The organism is Sphaerisporangium album, assembly GCF_003323745.1.
Lineage (GTDB): Bacteria > Actinomycetota > Actinomycetes > Streptosporangiales > Streptosporangiaceae > Sphaerisporangium > Sphaerisporangium album.
This window is the reverse complement of sequence record NZ_QOIL01000012.1, coordinates 171665-193469: the sequence shown is the minus strand read 5'-3', so window position 1 is coordinate 193469 and position 21805 is coordinate 171665. Positions and strand designations below refer to the sequence as shown.

The 21805-nt window shown below is 71.7% G+C and carries 20 protein-coding genes and 1 tRNA gene; 12 read left to right on the top strand and 9 right to left on the bottom strand.

Annotated features, from left to right (window positions below):
• Positions 1-123 precede the first annotated feature (123 nt).
• On the top strand, positions 124-558 hold the full coding sequence (locus tag DQ384_RS22105; RefSeq protein WP_245966683.1) for an ATP-binding protein: 435 nt from the start codon (positions 124-126) through the stop codon (positions 556-558).
• Here the strand turns inward: DQ384_RS22105 and DQ384_RS22100 are convergent.
• The 4 genes from DQ384_RS22100 to DQ384_RS22085 all read right to left on the bottom strand — a co-directional run bounded on the left by DQ384_RS22100 (position 541) and on the right by DQ384_RS22085 (position 3083).
• Positions 541-1740 (bottom strand): arginine deiminase, encoded by a 1200-nt coding sequence (locus DQ384_RS22100; RefSeq protein WP_114030762.1) that lies wholly within the window; start codon positions 1738-1740, stop codon positions 541-543. The genes DQ384_RS22105 and DQ384_RS22100 overlap by 18 nt on opposite strands.
• A 90-nt stretch (positions 1741-1830) precedes the next feature.
• Positions 1831-2496 (bottom strand): membrane protein insertase YidC, encoded by a 666-nt coding sequence (gene yidC, locus DQ384_RS22095; protein WP_114030761.1) that lies wholly within the window; start codon positions 2494-2496, stop codon positions 1831-1833.
• 97 nt (positions 2497-2593) lie between these two features.
• Positions 2594-2863, bottom strand: coding sequence for a DUF6412 domain-containing protein (locus tag DQ384_RS22090; protein ID WP_114030760.1), 270 nt, complete (start codon positions 2861-2863; stop codon positions 2594-2596).
• Position 2864: 1 nt separating this feature from the next.
• The gene (locus DQ384_RS22085; RefSeq protein WP_114030759.1) at positions 2865-3083 is read right to left on the bottom strand and encodes a hypothetical protein; all 219 of its coding nucleotides are present in this window, start codon (positions 3081-3083) and stop codon (positions 2865-2867) included.
• Positions 3084-3361: 278 nt separating this feature from the next.
• On the opposite strand from DQ384_RS22085, the gene DQ384_RS22080 reads away from it, so the two are divergent.
• The 5 genes from DQ384_RS22080 to mptB all read left to right on the top strand — a co-directional run bounded on the left by DQ384_RS22080 (position 3362) and on the right by mptB (position 9275).
• Positions 3362-4081 carry a response regulator transcription factor gene (locus DQ384_RS22080; RefSeq protein ID WP_114030758.1) on the top strand — a complete coding sequence of 240 codons (720 nt, stop codon included), beginning with the start codon at positions 3362-3364 and terminating at the stop codon, positions 4079-4081.
• Positions 4078-5217, top strand: coding sequence for a sensor histidine kinase (locus DQ384_RS22075; RefSeq protein ID WP_245966682.1), 1140 nt, complete (start codon positions 4078-4080; stop codon positions 5215-5217). The genes DQ384_RS22080 and DQ384_RS22075 overlap by 4 nt, the downstream gene beginning before the upstream one ends.
• Positions 5218-5885: 668 nt before the next feature.
• Positions 5886-6236: an STAS domain-containing protein gene (locus DQ384_RS22065; protein WP_114030757.1), complete on the top strand. Its 351-nt coding sequence runs from the start codon at positions 5886-5888 to the stop codon at positions 6234-6236.
• 470 nt (positions 6237-6706) lie between these two features.
• The gene (locus DQ384_RS22060; protein WP_114030756.1) at positions 6707-7609 is read left to right on the top strand and encodes a glycosyltransferase family 2 protein; all 903 of its coding nucleotides are present in this window, start codon (positions 6707-6709) and stop codon (positions 7607-7609) included.
• Positions 7610-7667: 58 nt separating this feature from the next.
• Positions 7668-9275 carry a polyprenol phosphomannose-dependent alpha 1,6 mannosyltransferase MptB gene (gene mptB / locus DQ384_RS22055; protein ID WP_245966681.1) on the top strand — a complete coding sequence of 536 codons (1608 nt, stop codon included), beginning with the start codon at positions 7668-7670 and terminating at the stop codon, positions 9273-9275.
• On the opposite strand, the gene DQ384_RS22050 is transcribed toward mptB, so the two are convergent.
• On the bottom strand, positions 9166-11496 hold the full coding sequence (locus DQ384_RS22050; RefSeq protein WP_114030754.1) for a hypothetical protein: 2331 nt from the start codon (positions 11494-11496) through the stop codon (positions 9166-9168). The genes mptB and DQ384_RS22050 overlap by 110 nt on opposite strands.
• A 549-nt stretch (positions 11497-12045) precedes the next feature.
• Here DQ384_RS22050 and DQ384_RS22045 point away from each other — a divergent pair.
• The 4 genes from DQ384_RS22045 (at position 12046) to serS (ending at position 16151) form a co-directional block, all read left to right on the top strand.
• Positions 12046-13299, top strand: coding sequence for a glycosyltransferase 87 family protein (locus tag DQ384_RS22045; RefSeq protein WP_245966680.1), 1254 nt, complete (start codon positions 12046-12048; stop codon positions 13297-13299).
• 13 nt (positions 13300-13312) lie between these two features.
• Positions 13313-13729, top strand: a complete 417-nt coding sequence (locus DQ384_RS22040) for a DUF4446 family protein (RefSeq protein WP_114030752.1) — start codon at positions 13313-13315, stop codon at positions 13727-13729.
• Between the two features lie 172 nt (positions 13730-13901).
• Positions 13902-14825, top strand: a complete 924-nt coding sequence (gene pheA, locus DQ384_RS22035; RefSeq protein ID WP_114030751.1) for a prephenate dehydratase — start codon at positions 13902-13904, stop codon at positions 14823-14825.
• A gap of 63 nt (positions 14826-14888) precedes the next feature.
• Entirely contained in the window at positions 14889-16151 is a 1263-nt protein-coding gene (gene serS / locus DQ384_RS22030) for a serine--tRNA ligase (protein ID WP_114030750.1), read from the top strand.
• A 158-nt stretch (positions 16152-16309) separates the two neighbouring features.
• On the opposite strand, the gene DQ384_RS22025 is transcribed toward serS, so the two are convergent.
• Positions 16310-16513 carry a cold-shock protein gene (locus DQ384_RS22025; protein WP_114030749.1) on the bottom strand — a complete coding sequence of 68 codons (204 nt, stop codon included), beginning with the start codon at positions 16511-16513 and terminating at the stop codon, positions 16310-16312.
• A gap of 235 nt (positions 16514-16748) precedes the next feature.
• Between DQ384_RS22025 and DQ384_RS22020 the strand changes: the two genes are divergently transcribed.
• Positions 16749-17546, top strand: a complete 798-nt coding sequence (locus tag DQ384_RS22020) for an HAD family hydrolase (protein WP_114030748.1) — start codon at positions 16749-16751, stop codon at positions 17544-17546.
• A gap of 144 nt (positions 17547-17690) precedes the next feature.
• Here the strand turns inward: DQ384_RS22020 and DQ384_RS22015 are convergent, their stop codons facing one another.
• Positions 17691-18206: a bacterial proteasome activator family protein gene (locus DQ384_RS22015; protein ID WP_114030747.1), complete on the bottom strand. Its 516-nt coding sequence runs from the start codon at positions 18204-18206 to the stop codon at positions 17691-17693.
• Positions 18207-18221: 15 nt separating this feature from the next.
• Positions 18222-19178 (bottom strand): NAD(P)H-quinone oxidoreductase, encoded by a 957-nt coding sequence (locus DQ384_RS22010; RefSeq protein ID WP_114030746.1) that lies wholly within the window; start codon positions 19176-19178, stop codon positions 18222-18224.
• A 114-nt stretch (positions 19179-19292) separates the two neighbouring features.
• Between DQ384_RS22010 and DQ384_RS43005 the strand changes: the two genes are divergently transcribed.
• Complete coding sequence (locus tag DQ384_RS43005) at positions 19293-21677, top strand: MinD/ParA family ATP-binding protein (protein ID WP_245966679.1); 2385 nt, start codon at positions 19293-19295, stop codon at positions 21675-21677.
• Between the two features lie 13 nt (positions 21678-21690).
• Here the strand turns inward: DQ384_RS43005 and DQ384_RS22000 are convergent.
• Positions 21691-21780, bottom strand: a tRNA-Ser gene (locus DQ384_RS22000).
• Positions 21781-21805 lie beyond the last annotated feature (25 nt).

Genomic DNA, 21805 nt, shown 5'->3' with positions numbered 1-21805 from the left:
GTCGAATCTGCACAAGCAATGATCGCCGCGCGGTTTCCGCAACCTTCGATCGGGGCATTTCGGTCGTACTGGGATGTGTTTTCCTCTGGGGGAAATGCAGGAGAACGGGGAAGTGAGGGCGTCGTGCTGTTGCCGTATGCGCCGACCAGCGTCGCCGTCGCACGCCAGCGTCTCAGCGCCGATCTCGAGCAGTGTGGGGTGTTCGCCGCCGCCATAGAGGACGCCGTCCTGGTGGTGAGCGAACTGCTGAGCAATGCGCTCCGTCACGCCCATCCGCTCCCATCGGGCCAGATCATGGCCACATGGGACTGGGCGGACGACCACCTCGAGGTCACGGTGAGTGACGGGGGAGCGGCCACGGAGCCCCGCGCGGGGCGGCCGGCACTCTCGTCGCTCGGCGGGCGGGGGCTCGGGATCGTCGAGTTTCTCGCGGAGCGCTGGGGTGTGCGCCACGACGGGGACGTGACGACGGTATGGGCGGTTATCCACGCCCCGGTCATGGTCCTTAATTCACAAGTCAGGACACCCGAAATAGGGGCACTACGCGAGTGCGGCTAGACGCTCTCTGCTGATAGGGCAGGACATGCACCGCGGGCCGCCCCGGCCGCTGCCGAGTTCGCTTCCGGCAATTCGGATGACCTTCACGCCCGCAGCCTCCAGACGGGCGTTCGTCTCCACATTGCGCTCGTAGGCGACCGCCACCCGCGGCGCGAGGGCCAGCGTGTTGTTCCCGTCGTCCCACTGCTCGCGCTCGGCCGTGACGGGGTCCAGGCCGGTGTCGATGACCTTCACCCGCTCGATCCCCATCGCCTGCGCCGCCGCCTCCAGGAACGGGCGCGGCTCGAAGACCCGCAGCTCCCCGTTCTCCATCGCCGTCACCGTGTACGCCTGCAGCGAGTATGCCACCGGCGGGTACATGACCACGGTGTCCACGTCGACCATCGTGCAGATGGTGTCGAGGTGCATGGTGGCCCGCTGCTGGGCGACCGGCACGGCCAGCACGGTGTGCGCGAGGCCCGACGCGAAGACCCGGCGGCACAGGCGCTCCACCCCCGCGGGCGTCGTACGCTCCCCGGTGCCCACCGCGATCACCCCCGGGCCCATCAGCAGCACGTCGCCGCCCTCCACGTGCTCCAGCCACGGCTCGTACAGGTGCTCGGCGCCGGCGAAGCGGGGGTGATGGGTGTAGATCAGCCGGGTGAGCCTGCTCTCGCGCGTACGGGCCGGCATGGCGAGGCTGGTCACGGCCACCTTGTCGCCGATCCACACACTGGAGTCGCGGGTGAACAGCAGGTTGGGCAGCGGGTCGATCACGAAGTCGTGCCGGTCCAGCAGCTCGTACACCAGGCCGCGGCCCGTCTTCAGCTCCTCGCGGGCGAGGCCCGCGATCAGCGTCTGGGCGAGTTGCTCGGGGTCGAGGTCGAGCAGGTGCCGCCGGGTCAGCTCGGCGAGCCTGTCGCCTAGCTGGCGCTCCTGCAGCACGGCGGGGACGATCTCCTCGCGCGCCGCCTCGTACTCCAGCGTGTCCTGGAGCAGTTCGGTGAGGTAGAGCACCTCGACCCCGTGCTCGCGCAGGGCCTCGGCGAACGCGTCGTGCTCCTCCTGGGCCCTGCCCACCCAGGGGATCGAGTCGAAGAGCAGTTTGTCGTTGTTGCGGGGGGTCAACCGCTTCAGCTCGGCACCCGGCCGGTGGAGGAGCACCGTCTCCAGGCGTCCGACCTCGCTGTCGGCACCGTTCATCGTTCGGCCCCCGTTCCCGGCTCGTCTGAGCACTTCCGACATTCAACCGTAATGGTGCACAAGACCTCGGCAGGCGGGGGGAGGTGGGGGTCAGGCCGGCCTCGGGTACAGGACCGCCCGCTCCGCCGCCGACCAGGCCGTGCTGACCAGCAGGTACAGCCCTGCCGCCAGGGGGAGGAACGCGGCGGCCAGGATGGTCCCGAACGGCAGCAGCCGCAGCAGGCGGGGCTGGGCCTCTCCCATGTGCCGCGAGGTCACGTACGCCAGCACCGCCAGCAACGCGAACAGGCCCAGGAAGACCAGCGCGGGCGCGCCGAACAGGCCGCCGCCCGCGACCGCCGCGGCGAAGTGCTCGCCCAGCGGCACGCCGAGGGCGCTCTGCGCGAGAAGCAGGTTCGGGTGACCGGCGATCGTGGCGGACACGAACACGCGGTAGGCGATCATGAAGAACGGCGCCTGGGCCAGCGCGGGGCCGATGCCCGCGAACGTGGACGTCCCCTCGGCCGCGTACAGCTTCGCCGTCTCGCGGTAGAGGCGCTCGGGGTCGCGCGCGTACCGCTCGCGCAGCGCCTGGACCTTCGGCGCCACGCGCAGGCGGGCTCTCGCCGCCCTCGCCTGCCGGACGCTGAGCGGCAGCAGGAGCAGGCGCACGGCCAGGGTGAACAGGATGATGGCGAACGCCGCGCCCGTGAGGGATCCAAGGGCGTCGATGAGCCGGTAGGCGGAGCCGAGGACGGCGTCGAGAATCGCGGACATGATGAGACTGAGCCCCTTCGTCTGGTTCGTCTGTATTGAACGGACATGACGAAAGCGCCCGCCGGAGGACCGGGCACGGCGACGGCCGTACGGATCGCTAGACGGGCGCGGGGCCTGCGGATGGCGCTCTGGGCCTCGGGCGGCCGGCCGTGTCCGGATGGCACAGCCGGACGAACACGGGGCGGGCGGCGCGTGGACGGCCCGCGCCGGTGGGCGCGACGGCGGGAATGGACGCCAGCCGTCCGAGGGCCCAGGCGAGGACGAGAAGGGTGACCCCCACGAGACCGACGGCCGTCAGCGCCGCCGGGCCCGACTGCCCGGCGACGAACTGCGCGAGCAGCGCGACGGTCGCGTGGAAGACGGTCATGTCACTTCGACAGCTTGCTCACCAGGGTGACCGCCGCGAAGATCGCGAGGCCGACGAGGCCGACGATCAGCAGGATCTTGAAGATCCCGAAGATGGCGGGGATCAGGAGCCCGAACACTACGTAGAGTGCGAGGAGGACTCCGAGGACGGAAAGCACGATGCGGGCCATATCCAGAAGGTACGTCGCGGCGGGCCCGGCTGCGAGCGAATGCCCGATCATTGGTGGAGATCGTGACTTTTCCGTCGGCTTACCGAGGTCTTTGCCGGAAACGCCGTGGTGTGCCTTCTTACGAAGTGATGACGCGGCCTTACGGAGGGGTGACACGGTTCGTGTAAAGCGCCGGTCGGGGCCTAACGTGGGGACATCGGCTCCTCGGGAACGCGGGCTCCGGCCCGGTCCGGCGGTCCATGGCGCGGGCGGTGATTTCCGCGCCGCGTGTCCCGATTGAAGCGGTAAATTGTGACAAATCGGGCGTGATGGAGGGCTGAAGATTGAACATGGCACACCCTCCCCGCATCCTCGTCGTGGACGATGACCCCACCGTCGCCGAAGTCATCGTCAAGTACCTCGAACGTGATGGACACGTGGTCGAGAGCGTGGGCAACGGCGCCGAGGCCCTGCGCAGGGCTCTCGCCAACCCGCCCGACCTGCTCGTCCTCGACCTCATGCTTCCCGGCATGGACGGCCTCCAGGTCTGTAAGAAGCTCAGGGAGCGCTGGCCCGTCCCCGTGATCATGCTCACGGCGCTCGGCGAGGAGATCGACCGCGTCGTCGGACTGGAGACCGGCGCCGACGACTACGTCACCAAGCCGTTCAGCCCCCGCGAGCTCGCCCTGCGCGTGCAGTCCGTCCTGCGGCGGGCAAGGGGGACGCTCGTGACCAACGGCACCGGCGTGCTGCGCGACGACGACCTGGTGGTCGACGTCGGCGCCCACGAGGTGCGGCTCGGCGGCGAGGAGATCACCCTGACGGCCCGCGAGTTCGACCTGCTCGCCTACCTCATGCGCAACCCCCGCCAGGCCTTCAGCCGCGCCGCCCTGCTGGACCAGGTGTGGGGATGGTCCTTCGGCGACACCTCCACCGTCACCGTCCACGTCCGCAGGCTGCGCGAGAAGATCGAGGCCGACCCGACCACGCCCCGGCGCATCGTCACGGTCTGGGGAGTCGGGTACCGGTACGAGCCCGCCGACGGCCCGTCCGACGGGGACGCCCGGTGATCCTCCAGATCGTCGCGGTCACCGGCGGGCTCGGGCTCGTCATCGCCGCGCTCGGCCTGGGCCTGCTGTGGATGCTGCGCGGGCGCTCGATCGGCATCACGCTCGCCGTCGTCGCGGTCGTCACCGTCGCCGCCACGCTGGCGGGGGTGGTCGCCATCACCATCGAGATGATCATCGACGGTCACCCCAAGAACGTCGTCCTCACCGTCGTCGCCATCGCCGGGCTGGTGGGGCTCGGCGTCGCCCTGGTCGTGGCCCGCCGACTCGTCAAGGTCAGCCGCGGGCTCGTCGCCGCCGTCGAGGCCGTGTCGCCGTCCCAGGACTTCGTGCCGCCGCCGGGCAGGCTCCCCGCCGAGCTGGACACCATCTCCAAGGCCCTGGAACAGGCGTACCGGCGGCTGCGCGAAGGCCGCGAGAGGGAACGGGCGCTGGAGGGCGCGCGGCGCGAGCTCGTCGCCTGGGTCAGCCACGACCTGCGCACCCCGCTCGCCGGCATGCGCGCCATGGTCGAGGCACTGGAGGACGGCGTCGTCCAGGACCCCGCCACCGTCACCCGCTACCACAATCAGATCCGGCTGGAGGTCGACCGGTTGTCCCACATGGTGGACGACCTGTTCGAGCTGTCGCGCATCCACGCCGGCGCGCTGCGGCTCACCCCACGGCCCATCGGCCTCGGCGACCTGGTGGCCGACGTGCTCGCGGGCGTGGAGGCCCTGGCCGGTGCCAAAGGGGTACGCCTCGCCGCCGAGGCCGAGCCCGTGCTGCCGGTGTACGCCGACGCCGCCGAACTCGGGCGCGCGCTGCGCAACCTCGTCATCAATGCCATCCGGCACACCCCCGAGGACGGCACCGTGGTGGTGCGCGCGGTCGCCGCCGACGACGCCGTCCGCCTCTCGGTCGCCGACTGCTGCGGCGGGATCCCCGAGGACGACCTACCACGCGTCTTCGAGGTGGCCTTTCGCGGAGAGGCCGCGCGGTCCCCTGGCCCCGATCGCGGCGCGGGGCTGGGCCTCGCCATCGCGCGCGGCATCGTCGAAGCCCACGAAGGCGCCATCGCCGTCGTCAACGAAGGCGCGGGCTGCCGCTTCGAGATCAGCCTGCCGGTCTCCGGGCCCGCGCTCGCCGACCCGATCTGAGAGCGTCTCCTCGGCCGTGCCCGCCTCGGGCGACGGCATGGATCCGGACCCGGGCTCGTAGCCCGGGAGCGCCGCCAGCGCCTCCGACATCGCCCGGAACGTCGGGCAGGGCCAGCGCCACATGCAGCTCCTGCATCGCAGGATCGGATGCGCGGCGTCGCTCGTGATGCCGCCCGCGTCCCGGGGCTGGTGCAGGTCGAGCAGGCGCAGGCCGAGCTCGGAGAAGCACAGCAACTCGGTGCGCGCTCCCGTGAGCAGTGCCAGATCGTCCACGGAAAGGCGCGTCTTGATCGGGACGTATCCATCCCGGTTGACCAGCGGCCGGAGCGGCAGGGCGGCGTCCCCCCAGGCGCGCGCCCTCTCGGTCCGGGCGAGGATGCCCTCCAGACGTTCACGCATGCACTGGCGTTGGGGATCTTCAGGAATCTCACTGTTCATTGGCGCTGTCGGGCCCGTCGAACTCCTCGCCCGCCCCTCCTCCTCGAAGTGACGACCGGACGCGGAGGTTCCGGGCCTCCCCCCCTTCCGGCCGAGCCGGTGTCGCATAGCGTCAAGCTTTGCGTACCCAGCGTTTCCGTGAGGCGGGAACCGGGAACAAAGGGCGGACGACTCTTCGGTTATCGCGGTAGAACGTGACCCGGCGGCCGAGCGGCGCTAGTGTGCCCGCTGTGGAGCTCAAGGTCTCGACTCGATCACATGCCGGACACGCCATCTTGACGGTTGTCGGCGAAATCGACCTATATACCGCGCCGCGCCTGCAAGCGGAGTTCGCCCGCCTGCTGGAAACCGGCCCGGATCTGGTCGTCATAGACATGTCCGGCGTGGAGTTCTGCGACTCCACGGGCATGAACGTCCTGCTGTCCGCGCTCAAGCGCATGCGAGAACGCGGCGGCGCCCTGGAGGTCGCCTCACCACGCCCGGCCGTCCGCAAGATCCTCCAGGTCACCGGCCTGGACTCGGTCTTCACGGTCCACGACACGATCCCGGCGAACCTCCTGACAGCCGAACACCCCGGCTGACGCCCGCCCCCGGACACCCGGGGCTTACGGCGATCACCGGCCTCACGGCGATCAATTGGGCCGGCGGCCGGACACCTCGGCGGACTCGTCCGGACCGGTCGGGTCGCCCTGGGCCGACGACGCGCGGCGGCCGAGCGTCGGGTTGTCCGAAACCGGACGCCGGCCACGCACGACACCCGAGCTCGACGTCCAGCGCGCACGACACGCCGCTGACGAGGCCGCCGGCGACCGACCGTCCCCGGCCGGGCCGCCCGACCGGCCGCCACACGCGCGCGAACCGCCCGTCACGTGGCTCAAAGGATCCCGAAGGGCTGTCACGCGCGCTCCATCCCCACCGCCCTCACGCGCGCTCAAGAGCGTCATGGGCGGTGATCACGTGCGCTCGCAGGAATCTTGGCGAAGTTGCCGAAGGCCGAGAATCCCGGCTAGCTTCGATCGACCGCCACAGGCAGCGAACCGGACGAGGAGCGATGAGCGACCCATCCGCACAGCCCGACACCGCGGTCATCATCCCTGCCAAGGATGAAGCCGACCGCGTCGCCGCGACCGTCAGGGCCGCGCTGGCCATCCCAGGGGTCGACCTTGTCGTGGTCGTCGACGACGGCTCGTTCGACGACACCGGCCGGGTGGCCAAGGCCGCGGGCGCCCACGTCGTCCGGCACAGCCGCAACCGCGGCAAGGCGGCGGCGATGGAAAGCGGCGCCGAGGCCGTACGCCTCCTCGACGGCCTGACCACTCGCCGCACCAACGGCACCCCCCCTGCGGACGTCCGGAACGTCGACCCCGCCGACGACCAGAGCAACGGATCGAACGTCGAGCAGTCGACCGATCCGAACGACGCCCGGACCGGTGGCCCGGATGACAGCGTGGCCGGTGGCTCGGGGGATGGCCACAGGGCCCGCCACCTGCTGTTCCTGGACGCCGACCTCGCCGCGACCGCCGGCGCGGCGGCGGCGCTGATCGAGCCGGTACGCGCGGGCGTGGCCGACATGACCATCGCCAAGTTCACCACGCGCGTCAAGCTCGGCGGCCACGGCCTCGTCGTCCGGCTGGCGCGCGAGGGCATCAAACGCGCCTCCGGCTGGCAGGCCACCCAGCCCCTCAACGGCCAGCGTTGCCTGACCCGTGCGGCCTTCGAGGCGGCCCGCCCGCTCGCGTACGGCTTCGGGGTCGAGACGGGCATGACCATCGACCTGATCCGCAAGGGCTTCCGCGTCCAGGAGGTCGAGGTCGAAATGGCGCACCGCGCGACCGGCACCGACTGGCACGCCCAGCTGCACAGAGCCCGCCAGTTCCGCGACGTCGCCCTGGCCATCGCATCCCGCGAACCAGTGCTCACGAACCTCAAATCCACCCGCCGCACCCCCCGCTGACCCCACCCCTCCGCGGTGCCCGGCTCGGGAAGGGGCTGGGGTGTGCTGGAATCGAGCGGTGGACTGGGGAGTGGGGCGGGGGTGGTGGGCCCGCGTCGCGGTGGCCGGGGGCGTGCTCAGCGTCGTGGTGACGGTGGCCATCGGCGCGCTGGGGCCTTCCGTGGTGGTCCCGCGGCTGCCGGGGCCCGCCTGGCAGCCGCCGTACTCCTTGGACGCGCGTCCGGACGGCCATCTCGTGGTCGGGCTGGAGGCGGCGGCCGTTCTGCTCGGGGCGCTGGGCCTCGCCGCCGGGTTGCTCGCGCTCCGGCGCGGCTGGAGGCCCGACCCGCGCTTGCTCCTTCTCGCCGGGTGCCTTGCCGCCGTCGTGCTGGCCTTCCTGCCGCCTTCCGGTTCGGCCGACCACCTCAACTACGCCGCGTACGGCCGAATGGTCGCCCTCGGCCATGATCCTTATGCCACGGGCGCCGTCGACCTGCCCGGGGATCCGATCGCGGACTCCGTGGAACTCCCCTGGAGGGAGGAGCCGAGCGTCTACGGCCCGGTGGCGACCGCCGTCCAGGCGCTGGCGAGCCTCGTGGGCGGCGACTCCGTACGGCTGACCGTCTTCGTCCTGGCCCTCTTCAACGCCGCCGCCTTCGTCACCACGGCCCTTCTCCTCCACAGACACACCCGTAACGACCCGGCACGGCAGGCACGGGCGGCCCTCCTCTGGACGGCGAACCCGTTGCTGATCTACCAGTTGCTCGCGGGCATGCACGTCGATACCCTGGCGGTCGTCTTCGTGGTCGGCGCCCTCACCATCGGCGGCCTCGGCTCGCGTCCCCCCTCGACTCCGCCGCTCCTCGACGAGACGTCCTCGCGCCTCCGCGCCGTCGGTGGCCGGGCGGGTTCGCGGTGGGTCTCGGGTGCGCTGCTCGGGCTGGGGATCGCGGTCAAGGCCAATGCCGGTCTGGTGGCGCTCGGCCCCGCCTGGCTGCTGCGCGGGTCTCCGAAGCGGCTCGCGATCGTGGCGGGCTCGGCGACGGTGACCGTACTGGTCGCCTACGTACTGGCCGGGCGCCACTCACTGGACCAGGTGCTGCACGCCAGCAAGTCCCTCTCCCTGGCCACCCCCTGGCGGCTGCTCCAATACGGCCTGCAGGCCGTGGTCGGGAAGGGGTCGGCCTACCGCGGGTGGATCCAGGCCGGGTCCCTGCTCCTGCTCGCGATCCTCGCCGTGACCCTTTCCCGTGTCCTCCTGTCCCGTGGGCTCCCGATCTCCGGGACCTCGCCCAGAGGGGCCTCGTCACCCGAAACGTCGTCCGGGGTCTGGGCGTCCGTGGTCGGGCCTTGGGGGGAGCGGGAGGAGGCGGCTCGGGTGGCCGTGGCGGTGGTGGCCGCATGGCTGGTGGCCACTCCGTACGCTCTGCCCTGGTACGACGGGCTCGGGTTCGCCCTGCTGGCGATGATCACGGCCACCCCGCTCGACGGCTTCATGACCGCGCGGCTGGCCGTGCTGTCGCTCGCCTACGTCCCGGCCCGTCAGAAGCTCCTGCCGGACGACCTCCAGTGGCTGGTCACCGTGTGGAGGGGCCAGGTGGTGCCGTGGCTTCTGCTGACGCTGACGGCCGCCCTGGTGTGGTGGGCTGTGCGAGCAGCACGGCGCGCACGGACGCCGCGAGCGTGAGCGGGACCGCGACGGTCAGCGCCATGGCGGGGATCGCGATGCCGGAGTCGTTGAGCAGGAACCCGGCGAGCGCGGCGGTCAGAGTTCCGAACAGCCCGGCGTGCAGCGCGGGAGCCCGCTCGTAGGCCAGGCTCAGCGCCGAGGCGCCCCACCGCGAAGGGCGGGCGAGGACGAAGTAGAGGAACGCCAGGGCGACCAGCGACAGCAGCGAGAGCTGCCAGTTGCCGATCGTGATGCCGAGCATCGCGCCCAGTTTGCGGCCGACCACCGGCAGGGCCTCGCCGTCGACCACCTGCTGGGCGAACGCGCCGAGGTGCGTGCGCTGCTCGGCGGGCCGAAGCCGGTCGGCGAACGCGATCACGGCGATCAGCGCCACCCCGGCCACGCCGACGACCACGAGCCTGCTGAAGGTGATCCGGCGGCCCGAGAGCAGCATCATGAAGACCGCGAACCCGAGGACGAACGCGGGCACGCCGCCGAAGTCGGCCCCCCAGCTCGGCCACCCGTCCGCGAAGATCGCCGGCAGCCCGTACGCCAGGCACACGACGAGGGCGAGCCTTCGCCGCCCGCGGTCGACCAGCGCCTGCGCGACCCCGGCCAGGGCGAGGATCGTGCCGGTCGCGTACACGGCGAAGGCGATGTTGCTGAAGCCGTAGAACCGGCCGCCGGTGACCGGTTCGTACCCGGTGACGGCGTTGACCTGGAGGCGCGAGCCGGTCAGCACGTCGAAGAGCAGGGCGAGCGAGGTGACGCCCGCGACGACCGTGAGCGGGCCGAGCACGTGCGAGCGCCAGGGCCCGGCGAACGCCAGGGCCGCGAGCAGCCCCGCCAGGCACATGATCGTGACGATGAGCGCCGCCATCGGGTGGCCGAGGTTCCACCAGGGGACGAGCTGCGCCAGGAACGTGGACACCGCGACGGCGCCACTGGCGACGGCCATGACCCGGGTGGCGGCGAGCACGCGCGCGCCGCCCTTGCGGCGGCGGACCGCGAGCGCGGCGAGGCCGTAGAAGAGCAACTGGACGGCCACGAACACCGCGAAGAACGGCCCGCGCACCTCGACGAGGACGCGGCTGGCGAGGTCGGCGTCGGCCAGCTCCCTGACGGTCTCGTGGATCGAAGCCGGGGCCGGCCCGCCCGGCAGCCATGGCCGCCCCACCGTCCCGGTGGGCACCGGCACGCCGAGCGTGTCCAGCACCGTCGTCGTCAGGTCGGTGATGGTGACCAGACCGTCCTGGCGGGTGGAGGACGCGGTCAGGTGCCCCGGCTCGTACGGACGCCCGGCCGGCGACGGCCCGGCGGCGAGGGCCACGTGCAGGTGGGCGGCCGCCGACACATCCGACAGCCCCGCGACAAGCGTGGTGGCTCCGGCCGGCACGAGCCGCAGAACCTCCCCGACCCGCCGATCGACACCCGCCAGCGCCGCCGCCCGCGCGGGATCGACAAGGTCCCCCTGCGGCGGCGCCTCATTCCGCGATTCAAGCTCCGCCGGCGGGGTTGTGGTGGTGCCCGGGGCCGGGTCGCCGGGCCGGGATGCCGGTCGGGTCGCCGTGGGGTTTTGCCAGGCTTGGGCGAGGTCGTCGATGTCGGTGATGACGAGGGAGTACCGGCTCAGGTCGCCCAGTTTGGTGATGGTGTCCGCGTATTTCTGGATGTTTCCGGATCTGTCGGCGGCGGCGAGGGCGGCTCCCGGGCCCACGGCGGCCACCGTGCCGCCCGCGTCTCGTACTGCCTGCCCGAGCGTGCCGAGCGCGGCGCGGTAGGACGTGGCGGCGTTGAAGGACCTCAGGTCGGCCCAGCCCGGGACGGTCGCCGGTCCGCCGTCCCCGGAACCCACGGGAACGGGCGGAAGCGCGCATTCCAGCGCCGCCGACCCGGCTCGCCGGCCCGCCGACACGGTCAGCCATCCGGCGACGGGGCAGGTGCTCGCGCGATCCGGCCGGGGGTAGGCGCGGATCGACATCGACGCCGACGCCCCCCGGCCCACCAGCGCCCAGAGGTTGGGCGTCCCCTCCGCGCTCAGATCGGCCCACCGCAGCCCGGGTACGCCGATCACCACGACACGCCCGGCGCCAGTGGTGCCGGAGACAGAGCCCGCGGCGGAGAGGGTGCCCGATCGATCCGCGGCGTTCAAGCCCGCGGGGCTCGCGCCGCCCGTCGCGGCCAGGGCCGGACCGATGAGGCAGCCGAGGATGGCGAGCACGCCCAACGCGAGGGCCACGGCAGCCCGGACGGTTCCTCGCATGCCCACCGGAAACCTCGCTTCCACCCCTGCAGACGTCTGTGGACCTGGTGAGACGTCCGCGGACGTCTCGATGCCCTCGCTCCTGGAAACCCTAGCCACCCCCAGGAGTGCCGCCTGCCGAGACGGTGTCGCATCCCGGAGTGCGGTCTGCCGGGGGCGTGCCTGTGGAAGCCGGCCGATCCAGTTGACGGGGCCCGGCCGGGCACAGGGGCGCGAACGGAGGGGCCGGGGTCGGGTTAGGCGGTAGCCTGCCAGGTCGTGAGCACTGGTGAGACCCCCGTGCCCGGCAGGGCCGACCGCGCCGCGGATGGTGGTGGTGCGGAGGCGCACGTGTCCGGCGGAGCGGGCCGTACGAGGGGCGGTGCCGTGGCGTCCGTCTCCGGTGGAGCCGGAACCGGAGATCGTCGTGTGGAGGCGGCTGCGCCCGGCGGGGCGGCACGTGGCAGGGGTGGTGTCGTGCCCGGATCGGCGGGGAGCGATCGAGGCGGGCGGGGAGCCGTGGGCCCGGGGCCGTGGTGGGCTTGGGTGGTCGCGCTGGCGATCATCGGGGTGGCGGCCGTTCCGCTGGTGGACTACTGGCTGTCCAATCCGGCCGACCAGCGCCTGGTGGATCTGGATGTGTACCGGACCGGAGGCGAGAGCGTGCTGCTCGGCCTCCCGGTCTACGACGTGATCACGCCCGCGCCCCAGCTGCTCCCGTTCACCTACCCGCCTATCGCCGCGCTGCTGGCGGCGCCGCTGGCCGTGATGTCCTGGCCGGTGGCCCAGTGGGTGTGGACGGCCGGCGTCCTGGTCTGCCTGGCCGTGTCGGTCCGGTTCTGCTTCCGTGACCTGCCGGCGCGACAAGGGCTGCCGGCCTGGGCGCCGCCGGTGCTGTTCGGGGTGGTGGCGGCCGCGTGCCTGTACCTGATGCCGATCAGGGACCAGTTCCGCTTCGGCCAGGTGGACATCCTGCTGGTGATGCTGTGCGTGGTCGACTGCCTCGCCCGGCGCCCGTGGTGGCCGCGCGGCATGCTGATCGGTCTGGCGACGGCGGTCAAGCTCACCCCCGGCGTTTTCCTGATATATCTGCTGATCACCGGCTTCGGCAGGGACGCGCTCCCCGAGCAACGCCGGACGTTCTACATGGCCGCCTTCACCGCCGCGCTGCTCACGATCGTCCCTTTCCTGGTCATCCCCCACGACGCCGCGAACTTCTGGTTCTCGGCCCTGCTCGACTCCGAGCGCCTGGGCTCCAACACCGCCACCACCAACCAGTCGATCCGCGGCATGCTGCTGCGCCTCTACCTGCCGGGCTGGCTCACCGCCGTGCTGTGGACGGCGATCGCGGGCTTCGTCGCCTGGTACGGCTTCCGCCACGCCCGCCGCGCCCTGCTTCGGGGCGACCGGATGACCTCGGTGGCGCTGACGGGCCTCATGGCCGTGCTGATCTCCCCGGTGGCCTGGATCCACCACCTCGCGTGGCTCGTCATCGCGCTGGCCGCCCTCGCCGCTCCCGCACGCCGGCACCGCCACGACCTGGCGAGGGGACGGACGGCATGGCCCGCGTCACTGGTGCCGGCCGCCGCCTGGCTCTATTACGTGGTGCCGATCCCCTGGTGGGGGGTCTCGCTGCGCGCGGCCGAGATCCCGGTGCTCAGCCCTGTCCTGGGCCGCGTCGTACAGGACGCCTTCGGGCTTGGGGCCCTCGCGCTCGTCTGGCTGCTCGCCCGCCGCGACGGCGAAGCCGGGCAAACCGTGCCACCCCAGGGATTCCGGAGCGCCGGCGTGATCGATTGATTACCCTCGGCACATGGTGGGCACCGTCATGGCGTTGGTCGGCGCGATCGCCGGGATCACCGGCGTGGCCATCGGCCTGCTGGCCCTCCGCAGCGCCCGCAGGGCCGTCGAGGACTGTCTGGACATGCTGGCCCGCCAGTGCGCGCTCGGCGGCCTGCCGGACGTCAAGGCGATCCGTGACGTGGCGGTCTGCCGCTACGACGCCCTTGCCGAGATGACGGGCCGGCTTTCGTTCTCGGTCGCCATGATCAACGGGCTGGGCGACGGCATCGTGCTGACGTCGATCAACGGCCGCACCGAGACCCGCACCTACGTCCGTCCGGTGAGGGGAGGGCGGGGCATCCAGCCGCTGTCACCCGAGGAGGAGCAGGCCGTACGCGCCGCCCGTCTCGGCAACGGCCCCGACATCGCCCTCCGGCCCCGCCGCTGACCCGCCCCGGGGCGAAGGCCGAGCGGGCAGGGAGCCCATAGGGTCGCGTTCGCGCAGGTCAGAGTGCGGCCGAGACGGGAGTGGGCAATTTTTCGCCGTCTCGCGTCGTGATTTCGGTGGAACCGGTAGATATCCCGGGTGAGGCCCGGTCCTGGGCCGGTAGCCTGCTGGTATGCCGACGAAGCTCGCCTACCTGGGTCCCGAGGGCACCTTCTGCGAGGCCGCCCTGCGGATCCTCGCGCCGGACGCCGAGCGTCTGCCGTGCGCGAACGTGACCGCGGCGCTGGACGCCGCGCGGGCGGGCGAGGCCGACGGCGCCGTCGTCCCGCTGGAGAACTCGGTCGAGGGCGCGATCACCGTCACGCTCGACGAGCTCGCGTGGGGCGAGCCGCTGCTGATCGGCGCCGAGCTGCTGCTGCCCGTCGAGTTCGCCCTGCTCGTACGGCCGGGCACCGACCTGCCGCACATCAAGCGGGTGTACACCCACCCGGCCGCGATCACCCAGTGCCGCAACTACCTGGCGCGCGAGCTGCCCGACGCCGTGGTGGTGGCCGCGCCCTCCACGGCGGCCGCCGCGCAGGAGGTCTCCTCGCCGGGTTCGCCGTACGACGCGGCGATCGCCCCGTCCATCGCGGGCGAGCACTACGGCCTGGCCGAGCTGGCGTCCAACATAGGCGACCGCGACGACACGGTGACGAGGTTCGTCCGGGTCTCGCGTCCGGGGGCGCTTCCCGAGCCCACCGGCGCCGACCGTACGTCGCTGGTGGCCTTCCTCCGCGACGACCACCCCGGCGCGCTCCTGGAGATGCTGAGCGAGTTCGCGGTGCGCGGCGTCAACCTGACCCGCATCGAGTCCCGGCCGACCGGCGACGGCATCGGGCGCTATTTCTTCCACTTCGACGCCGAGGGCCACGTGGCCGAGGCGCGCGTGGGCGAGGCGCTTTCCGGCCTCCACCGCCTGTCGGACGATGTGCGCTTCCTCGGCAGCTACCCCCGCGCCGACGGCGTGTCTCCCGAGCTCAGGCGGGGCACCAGCGGGCCGGACTTCGCCGAGGCCGCCGGCTGGCTCGCCCGCATTCGCGCCGGCCGGGTATGACCCGATCACTTCTGGCCCCTATAGGCGCGCGAGCGGCGGCCGGACATCGGTAGCCTTTGTTACGTGATTGACCTGCGTACCCTTCGTGAGGACCCCGACCGGCTACGGGCGTCGCAGCGTGCCCGCGGTGAGGACGACTCGGTCGTCGACACGCTGCTCGACCTGGATGAACGCCGCCGAAGTGCGCTGAGCGGCTTCGAGTCGCTGCGCGCAGAGCAGAAGAGCGTCGGCAAGTCGGTCTCCGCGTCCTCCGGTGACGAGCGCGCCGCGCTCCTGGCGCGGGCCAAGGAACTGGCCGCGGGCGTCAAGGGCGCCGAGGCCGAGGCCGAGAGGCTGGCCAAGGAGCTCGACGCGCTGCTGATGTCCGTGCCCAACATCGTCGAGGACGGCGCCCCCGTGGGCGGCGAGGACGATTACGTCGTCCTGGAGGAGGTCGGCGAGAAGCCGTCCTTCGACTTCACGCCGCGGGACCACCTGGAGCTGGGCGAGATGCTCGGCGCGATCGACACCGAGCGCGGGGCCAAGGTCTCGGGCGCGCGGTTCTTCTTCCTGACCGGCGTGGGGGCCCGCCTCCAGCTCGGCCTGCTCAACATGGCGATGCAGCAGGCCATCGAGGTCGGCTTCACGCCGATGATCACCCCGGTGCTGCTCAGGCCGGAGGCGATGGCGGGCACGGGCTTCCTCGGCGCGCACGCCAGCGAGGTCTACAAGCTGGAGGCCGACGATCTTTACCTCGTCGGCACCTCCGAGGCCCCCATGGCGGCCTACCACTGGGACGAGATCCTGGACGGCAGGTCGCTGCCGCTGCGGTACGCCGGCTGGTCGTCCTGCTTCCGGCGTGAGGCCGGCTCGTACGGCAAGGACACCCGGGGCATCATCCGCGTCCACCAGTTCGACAAGGTCGAGATGTTCTCCTACTGCCGCCCGGAGGACGCGCGTGAGGAGCACGCGCGCCTGCTGGCCTGGGAGAAGGAGATGCTGGCGAAGGCCGAGCTCCCGTACCGGGTGATCGACACGGCGGCGGGCGACCTCGGCTCCAGCGCGGCCAGGAAGTTCGACTGCGAGGCGTGGCTTCCGACGCAGAACCGCTACCTGGAGCTGACCTCGACGTCGAACTGCACCGAGTTCCAGGCCCGGCGGCTGGCCGTGCGCTACAGGGACACCGACGAGAAGCCCCGGCACGTCGCCACCCTCAACGGCACCCTGGCGACCACGCGGTGGATCGTCGCGATCCTGGAGAACCACCAGCAGGCCGACGGGTCGGTCGTGGTGCCGAAGGCCCTGCGCCCGTTCGTCGGGTTGGACGTCCTCGAACCGCTGAAGTAGGCGTTTGAACGGAAGTCGGCCACTTGTCGCTGTCAAGTGATAAGTGGCTTACTTCGGCCCTATCTATCACGGATGTCCGCTTTGTCAGGACATTAGGTCTATATATGACACGAAGGCGGGATTCGCCTGAGCGAACCCCGCCTTCTGTGTGTCAGTGGTCAGATGGCGCGGACCTGCGAAGCCTGCGGGCCCTTCTGCCCCTGCGTGACCTCGAACTCGACCCGCTGGCCGTCCTCGAGGCTGCGGTAGCCGTTTCCGACGATCTCGGAGAAGTGCACGAAGACGTCCGGAGCCTCGCCGTCCGGGGCGATGAATCCGTAGCCCTTCTCCGCGTTGAACCACTTGACGGTTCCCTGAGCCATTAAAGCTCTCCCTGCAATTGATCTTGGGGTTCACACCTCGCGAACCCCGGGTTGTGTCGCACAGCTTCCCGGGGCCGCTCAGACAGTCAAGCTGGTTCTGCACATCGGGTTCAGCTAATACAACGCCACCACATCTAACACCATCAGAGCGCCTTTGTTCCCCCCCACGGCCAGATTCTTTTACTCCCAGGGCTGACACCGGTGCCACTCCGGCCAAGGCAAACTAGAGCTTGTTATGGTCAGCCCCAGACTCGTCGCCACCGACCTCGACGGAACCGCCCTCCGGTCGGACGGCAGCGTCTCCCCACGCACCGCGGCCGCCTTCGCCCGCGTCGAACAGGCGGGCGCGATCCTCGTATTCGTCACCGGCAGGCCCCCGCGATGGATCGGCGCGGTGGCCGAGTCCGTACGTCACCAAGGGCTCGCCATCTGCGCCAACGGCGCGCTGGTCTACGACCTGCACACCGAGCGCGTCGTCGAGTCCCACCTCATCGGCGCCGAGGTCCTGACCGAGGCGGTGAGCCGCCTGCGCCACCGCCTCCCAGAGCTGAGCTTCTCGGTGGAGTACGAGGGCGGGTTCGCCCACGAGACCGGGTTCGGCCTGAGGCGCTGGGACGTCGCCGAGGGCTCGGGGCCGCGTGTGGGCGCCTCCACGCTGACCTCGCGGCCCTGCGCCAAGCTCCTGGCCTTCCACCAGAGCATGGATCCGGACCTGCTGCACGTGATCGTGAACGACCTCGTCGGAGATCTCGTGACGGCCACCCACTCCAGCGGCAAGGCGCTGATCGAGATGAGCGCCCAGGGGGTGACGAAGGCCTCGTCCCTCGCCGCGCTCGCGAGGCGCCATCTGATCGGCCCCGGCGAGGTGGTGGCGTTCGGGGACATGCCCAACGACCTGCCCATGCTGGCCTGGGCGGGGACGTCGTACGCGGTGGCCAACGCCCACCCGGACGTCCTCGCCGCCGTCACCCACGTGACGGCGGCCAACGACGACGACGGCGTGGCCGTGATCCTGGAGAAGCTCTTCGCGTGAAGGGACGACGCCGCGAGGAGGCGGCGTGCCTTCCGGTTCGTCCCGTGGGGGCCGCTGAGTCGTCCACAACGGCCCCGAGATCACGGCGCGGGGTGGAAATCTCCAGACGGCCCCGAGGACGCGCTGGAGGGGCTTACAGGCGACTTACAGGTACGGGCCGGAGGTGCGCTGGGGCTGCTCGTTGGCGACCCCTCCGGGGAGCGCGCGCCGCATCTGCTCCAGCTGGGCCCGCGCGGCCATCTGCTGGGCGAACAAGGTGGTCTGGATTCCGTGGAACAGGCCTTCGAGCCAGCCGACGAGCTGGGCGTGCGCCACCCGCAGCTCGGCGTCGCTGGGCGCGGGACTGTCGTCGCCCCCGGAGAACGGCAGCGACAGCCGTTCGAGCTCGGCGACCAGCTCCGGCGCCAGCCCGTCCTCCAGCTCCTTGATCGAACTCTGGTGGATCTCCTTGAGGCGCTTGCGGCTGGCCTCGTCGAGAGGCGCCGCCCGGACCTCTTCGAGGAGCTGACGGATCATGCTGCCGATGCGCATGACCTTCGCCGGCTGCTCCACCAGTTCGGCGACCGAGCGCTCCTCGGGTTCTCCGTCGTTGTTTCCCTCGATCGTGAGTCCGTTCGGGCCCACCACGACGATCTGGGGGGTGCTCTCCTCAGCATTCATGACATTCAACCTAGCTCACCTGGTCAACAGGACTTTCCCGATGTGCTCACCGGATTCGAGCATCTGATGGGCTCGTGCCGCCTCCGCCATGGGCACCGTCGCGTGCACCACCGGACGCACCGCGCCCGCGCCCACCAACGGCCACACATTCTGGTCCACTCCGCGGACGATGGCGCCCTTTTCCGCGACAGGACGCCCGCGCAACGCCGTGGCGTGGATCGAACCGCGCTTCCCGAGCAGCGCGCCGAGGTTCAGCTCGCCCTTCGTGCCGCCCTGGAGCCCGATCACCACGAGCCGCCCTCCGGTGTTGAGGACGGACACGTTCTTCTCGAGGTACTTCGCCCCCATGATGTCGAGGACGACGTCGGCCCGCACCTTCTCGGCGAAGTCCTCCTCCCGGTAGTTGATCGCCTCGTCCGCGCCCAGCTCCACGCAGCGCGCGGCCTTCTCGGCCGTGCCCGCGGTGACGACCACCCGCGATCCGAGCGCCTTCGCGAGCTGGATGGCGAACGTGCCGATCCCGCTGGCGCCGCCGTGCACGAGAAGCGTCTCGCCGCGCCGCAGCCGCGCCGTCATGAACACGTTCGACCACACCGTGCAGGCGACCTCGGGAAGGACGGCGGCGTCCCGCGTCGAGACGCCCTCCGGCACGCGCAGGACCTGCTCCCACGGCACGGCCACCTTCTCGGCATACCCTCCCCCCGCGAGCAGGGCGCACACCTCGTCGCCGGGGGAGAACCCCTCGACGTCCTCGCCCACCTCGGTGATCACTCCGGAGCACTCCATGCCGAGGATCTCGGAGGCGCCGGGGGGAGGCGGGTAGATCCCCTGGCGCTGCATCAGGTCGGCGCGGTTCAGGCCCGCGGCCGTCACGTCGATGAGGACTTCGCCCGGCCCCGGACGGGGATCGGGCACCTCACGCCACTGCAGCACCTCTGGCCCGCCGGGCTCGGAAACAAGGATCGCGCGCATGCGACCAAACTATCCGGGTAGCCAACTCGGCGGTTGACCGCGTTCGCCGTGATAGCGGGCGGTAATCTTCAAGCTATTTGCTGCCCCTTTAGTCCAGTCCCGAGGGGGAACACGGTGGCAAGACACGATCGCGAGGATCCTCATTCGCTTGAGGAGCAGCTCGCCTGGCTGGACGCCATCAAGGAGAACGAGGACCCGCCCGCCCCGGTGACGATCACCGTGGACGAGTCCGTCGTCTCGCCGTACCCCAAGGACCCGTGGTCGCTCGTGCCGACCGAGTCCGCGCCGCCGTCGTCCCCTCTGTTCCGCGCGGCGGGCGACCCCTCGCACGGTGGCGCGCAGCCCGACGACCCGGCCGGGCGCGCCCAGAGCGAGACGACGGAGATCCGCCCGTCCGCGCTCGAAGGGTTCGACCGGTGGGCGTCCGGCGACTCATCGCCGTCCGGGGACCGCGACAACGGCGGCGCGGGCGAACGCGGCACCGGCACGTCGTCCGGCGGCACGGGTGAGAGGGGCGTACCCTCCGGCGGCGCGTTCGGCGGCCTTTCCCCCTCGTCCCCGGGGGGTGGGCTCGGGGCTTTCGGCGAGCGTCCCGCCTCGTCCGGCGGCGCATTCGGCGAGCGTTCGGCGGGTGCGTTCTCCGGCCCCTTCGGCGACCGTCCCGCTTCGTCCGGCCAGACTTTCGGGGACCGTCCCGCCTCCTCGGGCCAGGCCTTCGGGGAGCGTCAGGGTTCGTCCGGCGGGGCCTTCGGTGAGCGCACGACCGGCGCGTTCGGCGAGCGGATCACCAGCGCCTTCGGCGAGCAGGCGTCCTCGTCGCTCACCCAGCCGCCGCCCCCCGCTTCCCCCGCCGCGCCCGCCCAGGCCGAGCCGCCCGGGTCCGGGCGGACGAGCCCGAGCCCCGCGCCCGCCGAGCCGTCCGCCGGCGACGACACCGACAGCTTCACCTTCGGCCCCCTCACCGAGAAGCCCTCCGGCGAAACCGCCTCGGGATGGATCCCCGTCGCCCCTCCCGCCAGAGAGGACAAGGAAGACGGGGCCGTCAAGGCCGGCGCCGCCGAGCCGCCGAAGCGCTCCGAGCCCGAGCCGGACCTCACCGGCGACCAGCCCGTACGCGGCTGGCTGGAGGCCGCGCTGCCGGCCGCCGACACCGCCGAGGCCGACCCCGAGCAGGAACGCTTCAACGCCTTCGTGAACGGCGGCGGGTCAGGCGGCGTGACCGGCGGTGCGACCGCCATGGACACCGAGGAGGTCGTCGTCCCCCGGGTCGAGCACCCTCTGTACGAGCGCCCGGAGCAGACCTCCCCCTCGATCCAGCAGCCCACCGGCCCCGCGCCGCAGCCCGCGTCCCCCGCACCCGCCCCGGCCCCCGAACCCGCCGCCGAGGCCCGTACGACGCCCTCCGCGGAGCCGGGCGCCGACGACAAGGCCGAGGAGCGCGAGCCGTACCGCGCGCGACGCAGGCAGTCGCAGCGGTCCGCCTCCGAGGAGTTCCAGCCCGCCTTCTCGCCGCCCGCCCGCCCGGCGCGGGCCAAGGGCGCGGCGGCCACCGCGCCCGGCACGCGCCCGACGGCCGACAGCCTCGACCCGGTGTCGCTGCTGCGCGGCCGTAGGAACGCTCCCGCGGGCGGCTGGCGCAAGATCGTCTACAAGGCGTCCGCCGGGTTGATCAAGCCGGGCGAGTCCCCCGAGGTGCGGCGGCGGCGTGAGCTCGTCACCCGCGCCCGTACGCCGGTCGCCACCGGCCATCACCGCGTGGCCGTCCTCAGCCTCAAGGGCGGGGTGGGCAAGACCACCACGACGGTGGGCCTTGGCGCGACGCTGGCGTCGGTGCGCGGCGACCGCGTCATCGCCGTGGACGCCAACCCCGACCGGGGCACGCTGTCGGACAAGGTCGAGCTGGAGACGTCGGCGACCGTCCGCGACCTGCTCAACGAGCGGCAGCAGATCAAGCGGTACGTCGACATCCGCGCGTTCACCTCGCAGGCTCCGTCGCGGCTGGAGATCCTGGCCTCCGACCGCGACCCCTCGGTGTCGGAGGCGTTCAGCTCGGGCGACTACCAGGCCGTCGCGCAGGTGCTGGAGAACTTCTACTCGATCTGCATCACCGACTGCGGCACCGGCCTGCTCCACTCGGCGATGTCGGGCGTGCTCGGCCTCGCCGACCAGCTCGTCCTGGTCAGCTCGCCGTCGGTGGACGGCGCGCGGGCCGCCTCGGCGACGCTGGACTGGCTGGAGGCGCACGACTACGCCGACCTGGTCAAGGCCGCGACCGTGGTGCTGTGCAGCGTGCGGCCGCGTTCGAAGTCGACGGTCGACCTGGACAAGCTGGAGTCGCACTTCGCCGCCCGCTGCCGCGCGGTGATCCGCGTGCCGTACGACCCTCACCTGGAGGAGGGCGCCGAGATCGACCTCGACCGCCTGCAGCCGGCCACCCGTCAGGCGTACCTGCTGCTGGCGGCGTCGGTGGGCGACGGGTTCGGCGGGGTGCGCCTCTGACGACGCCCGGGCTTGGCGGAGGGTGTGGGATTCGAACCCACGAGGCCGTCGCCGACCTGGCCGCTTTCAAGGCGGCTGCACTCGTCCACTATGCGAACCCTCCTGTGCGACACCAACGATAGCGGTGC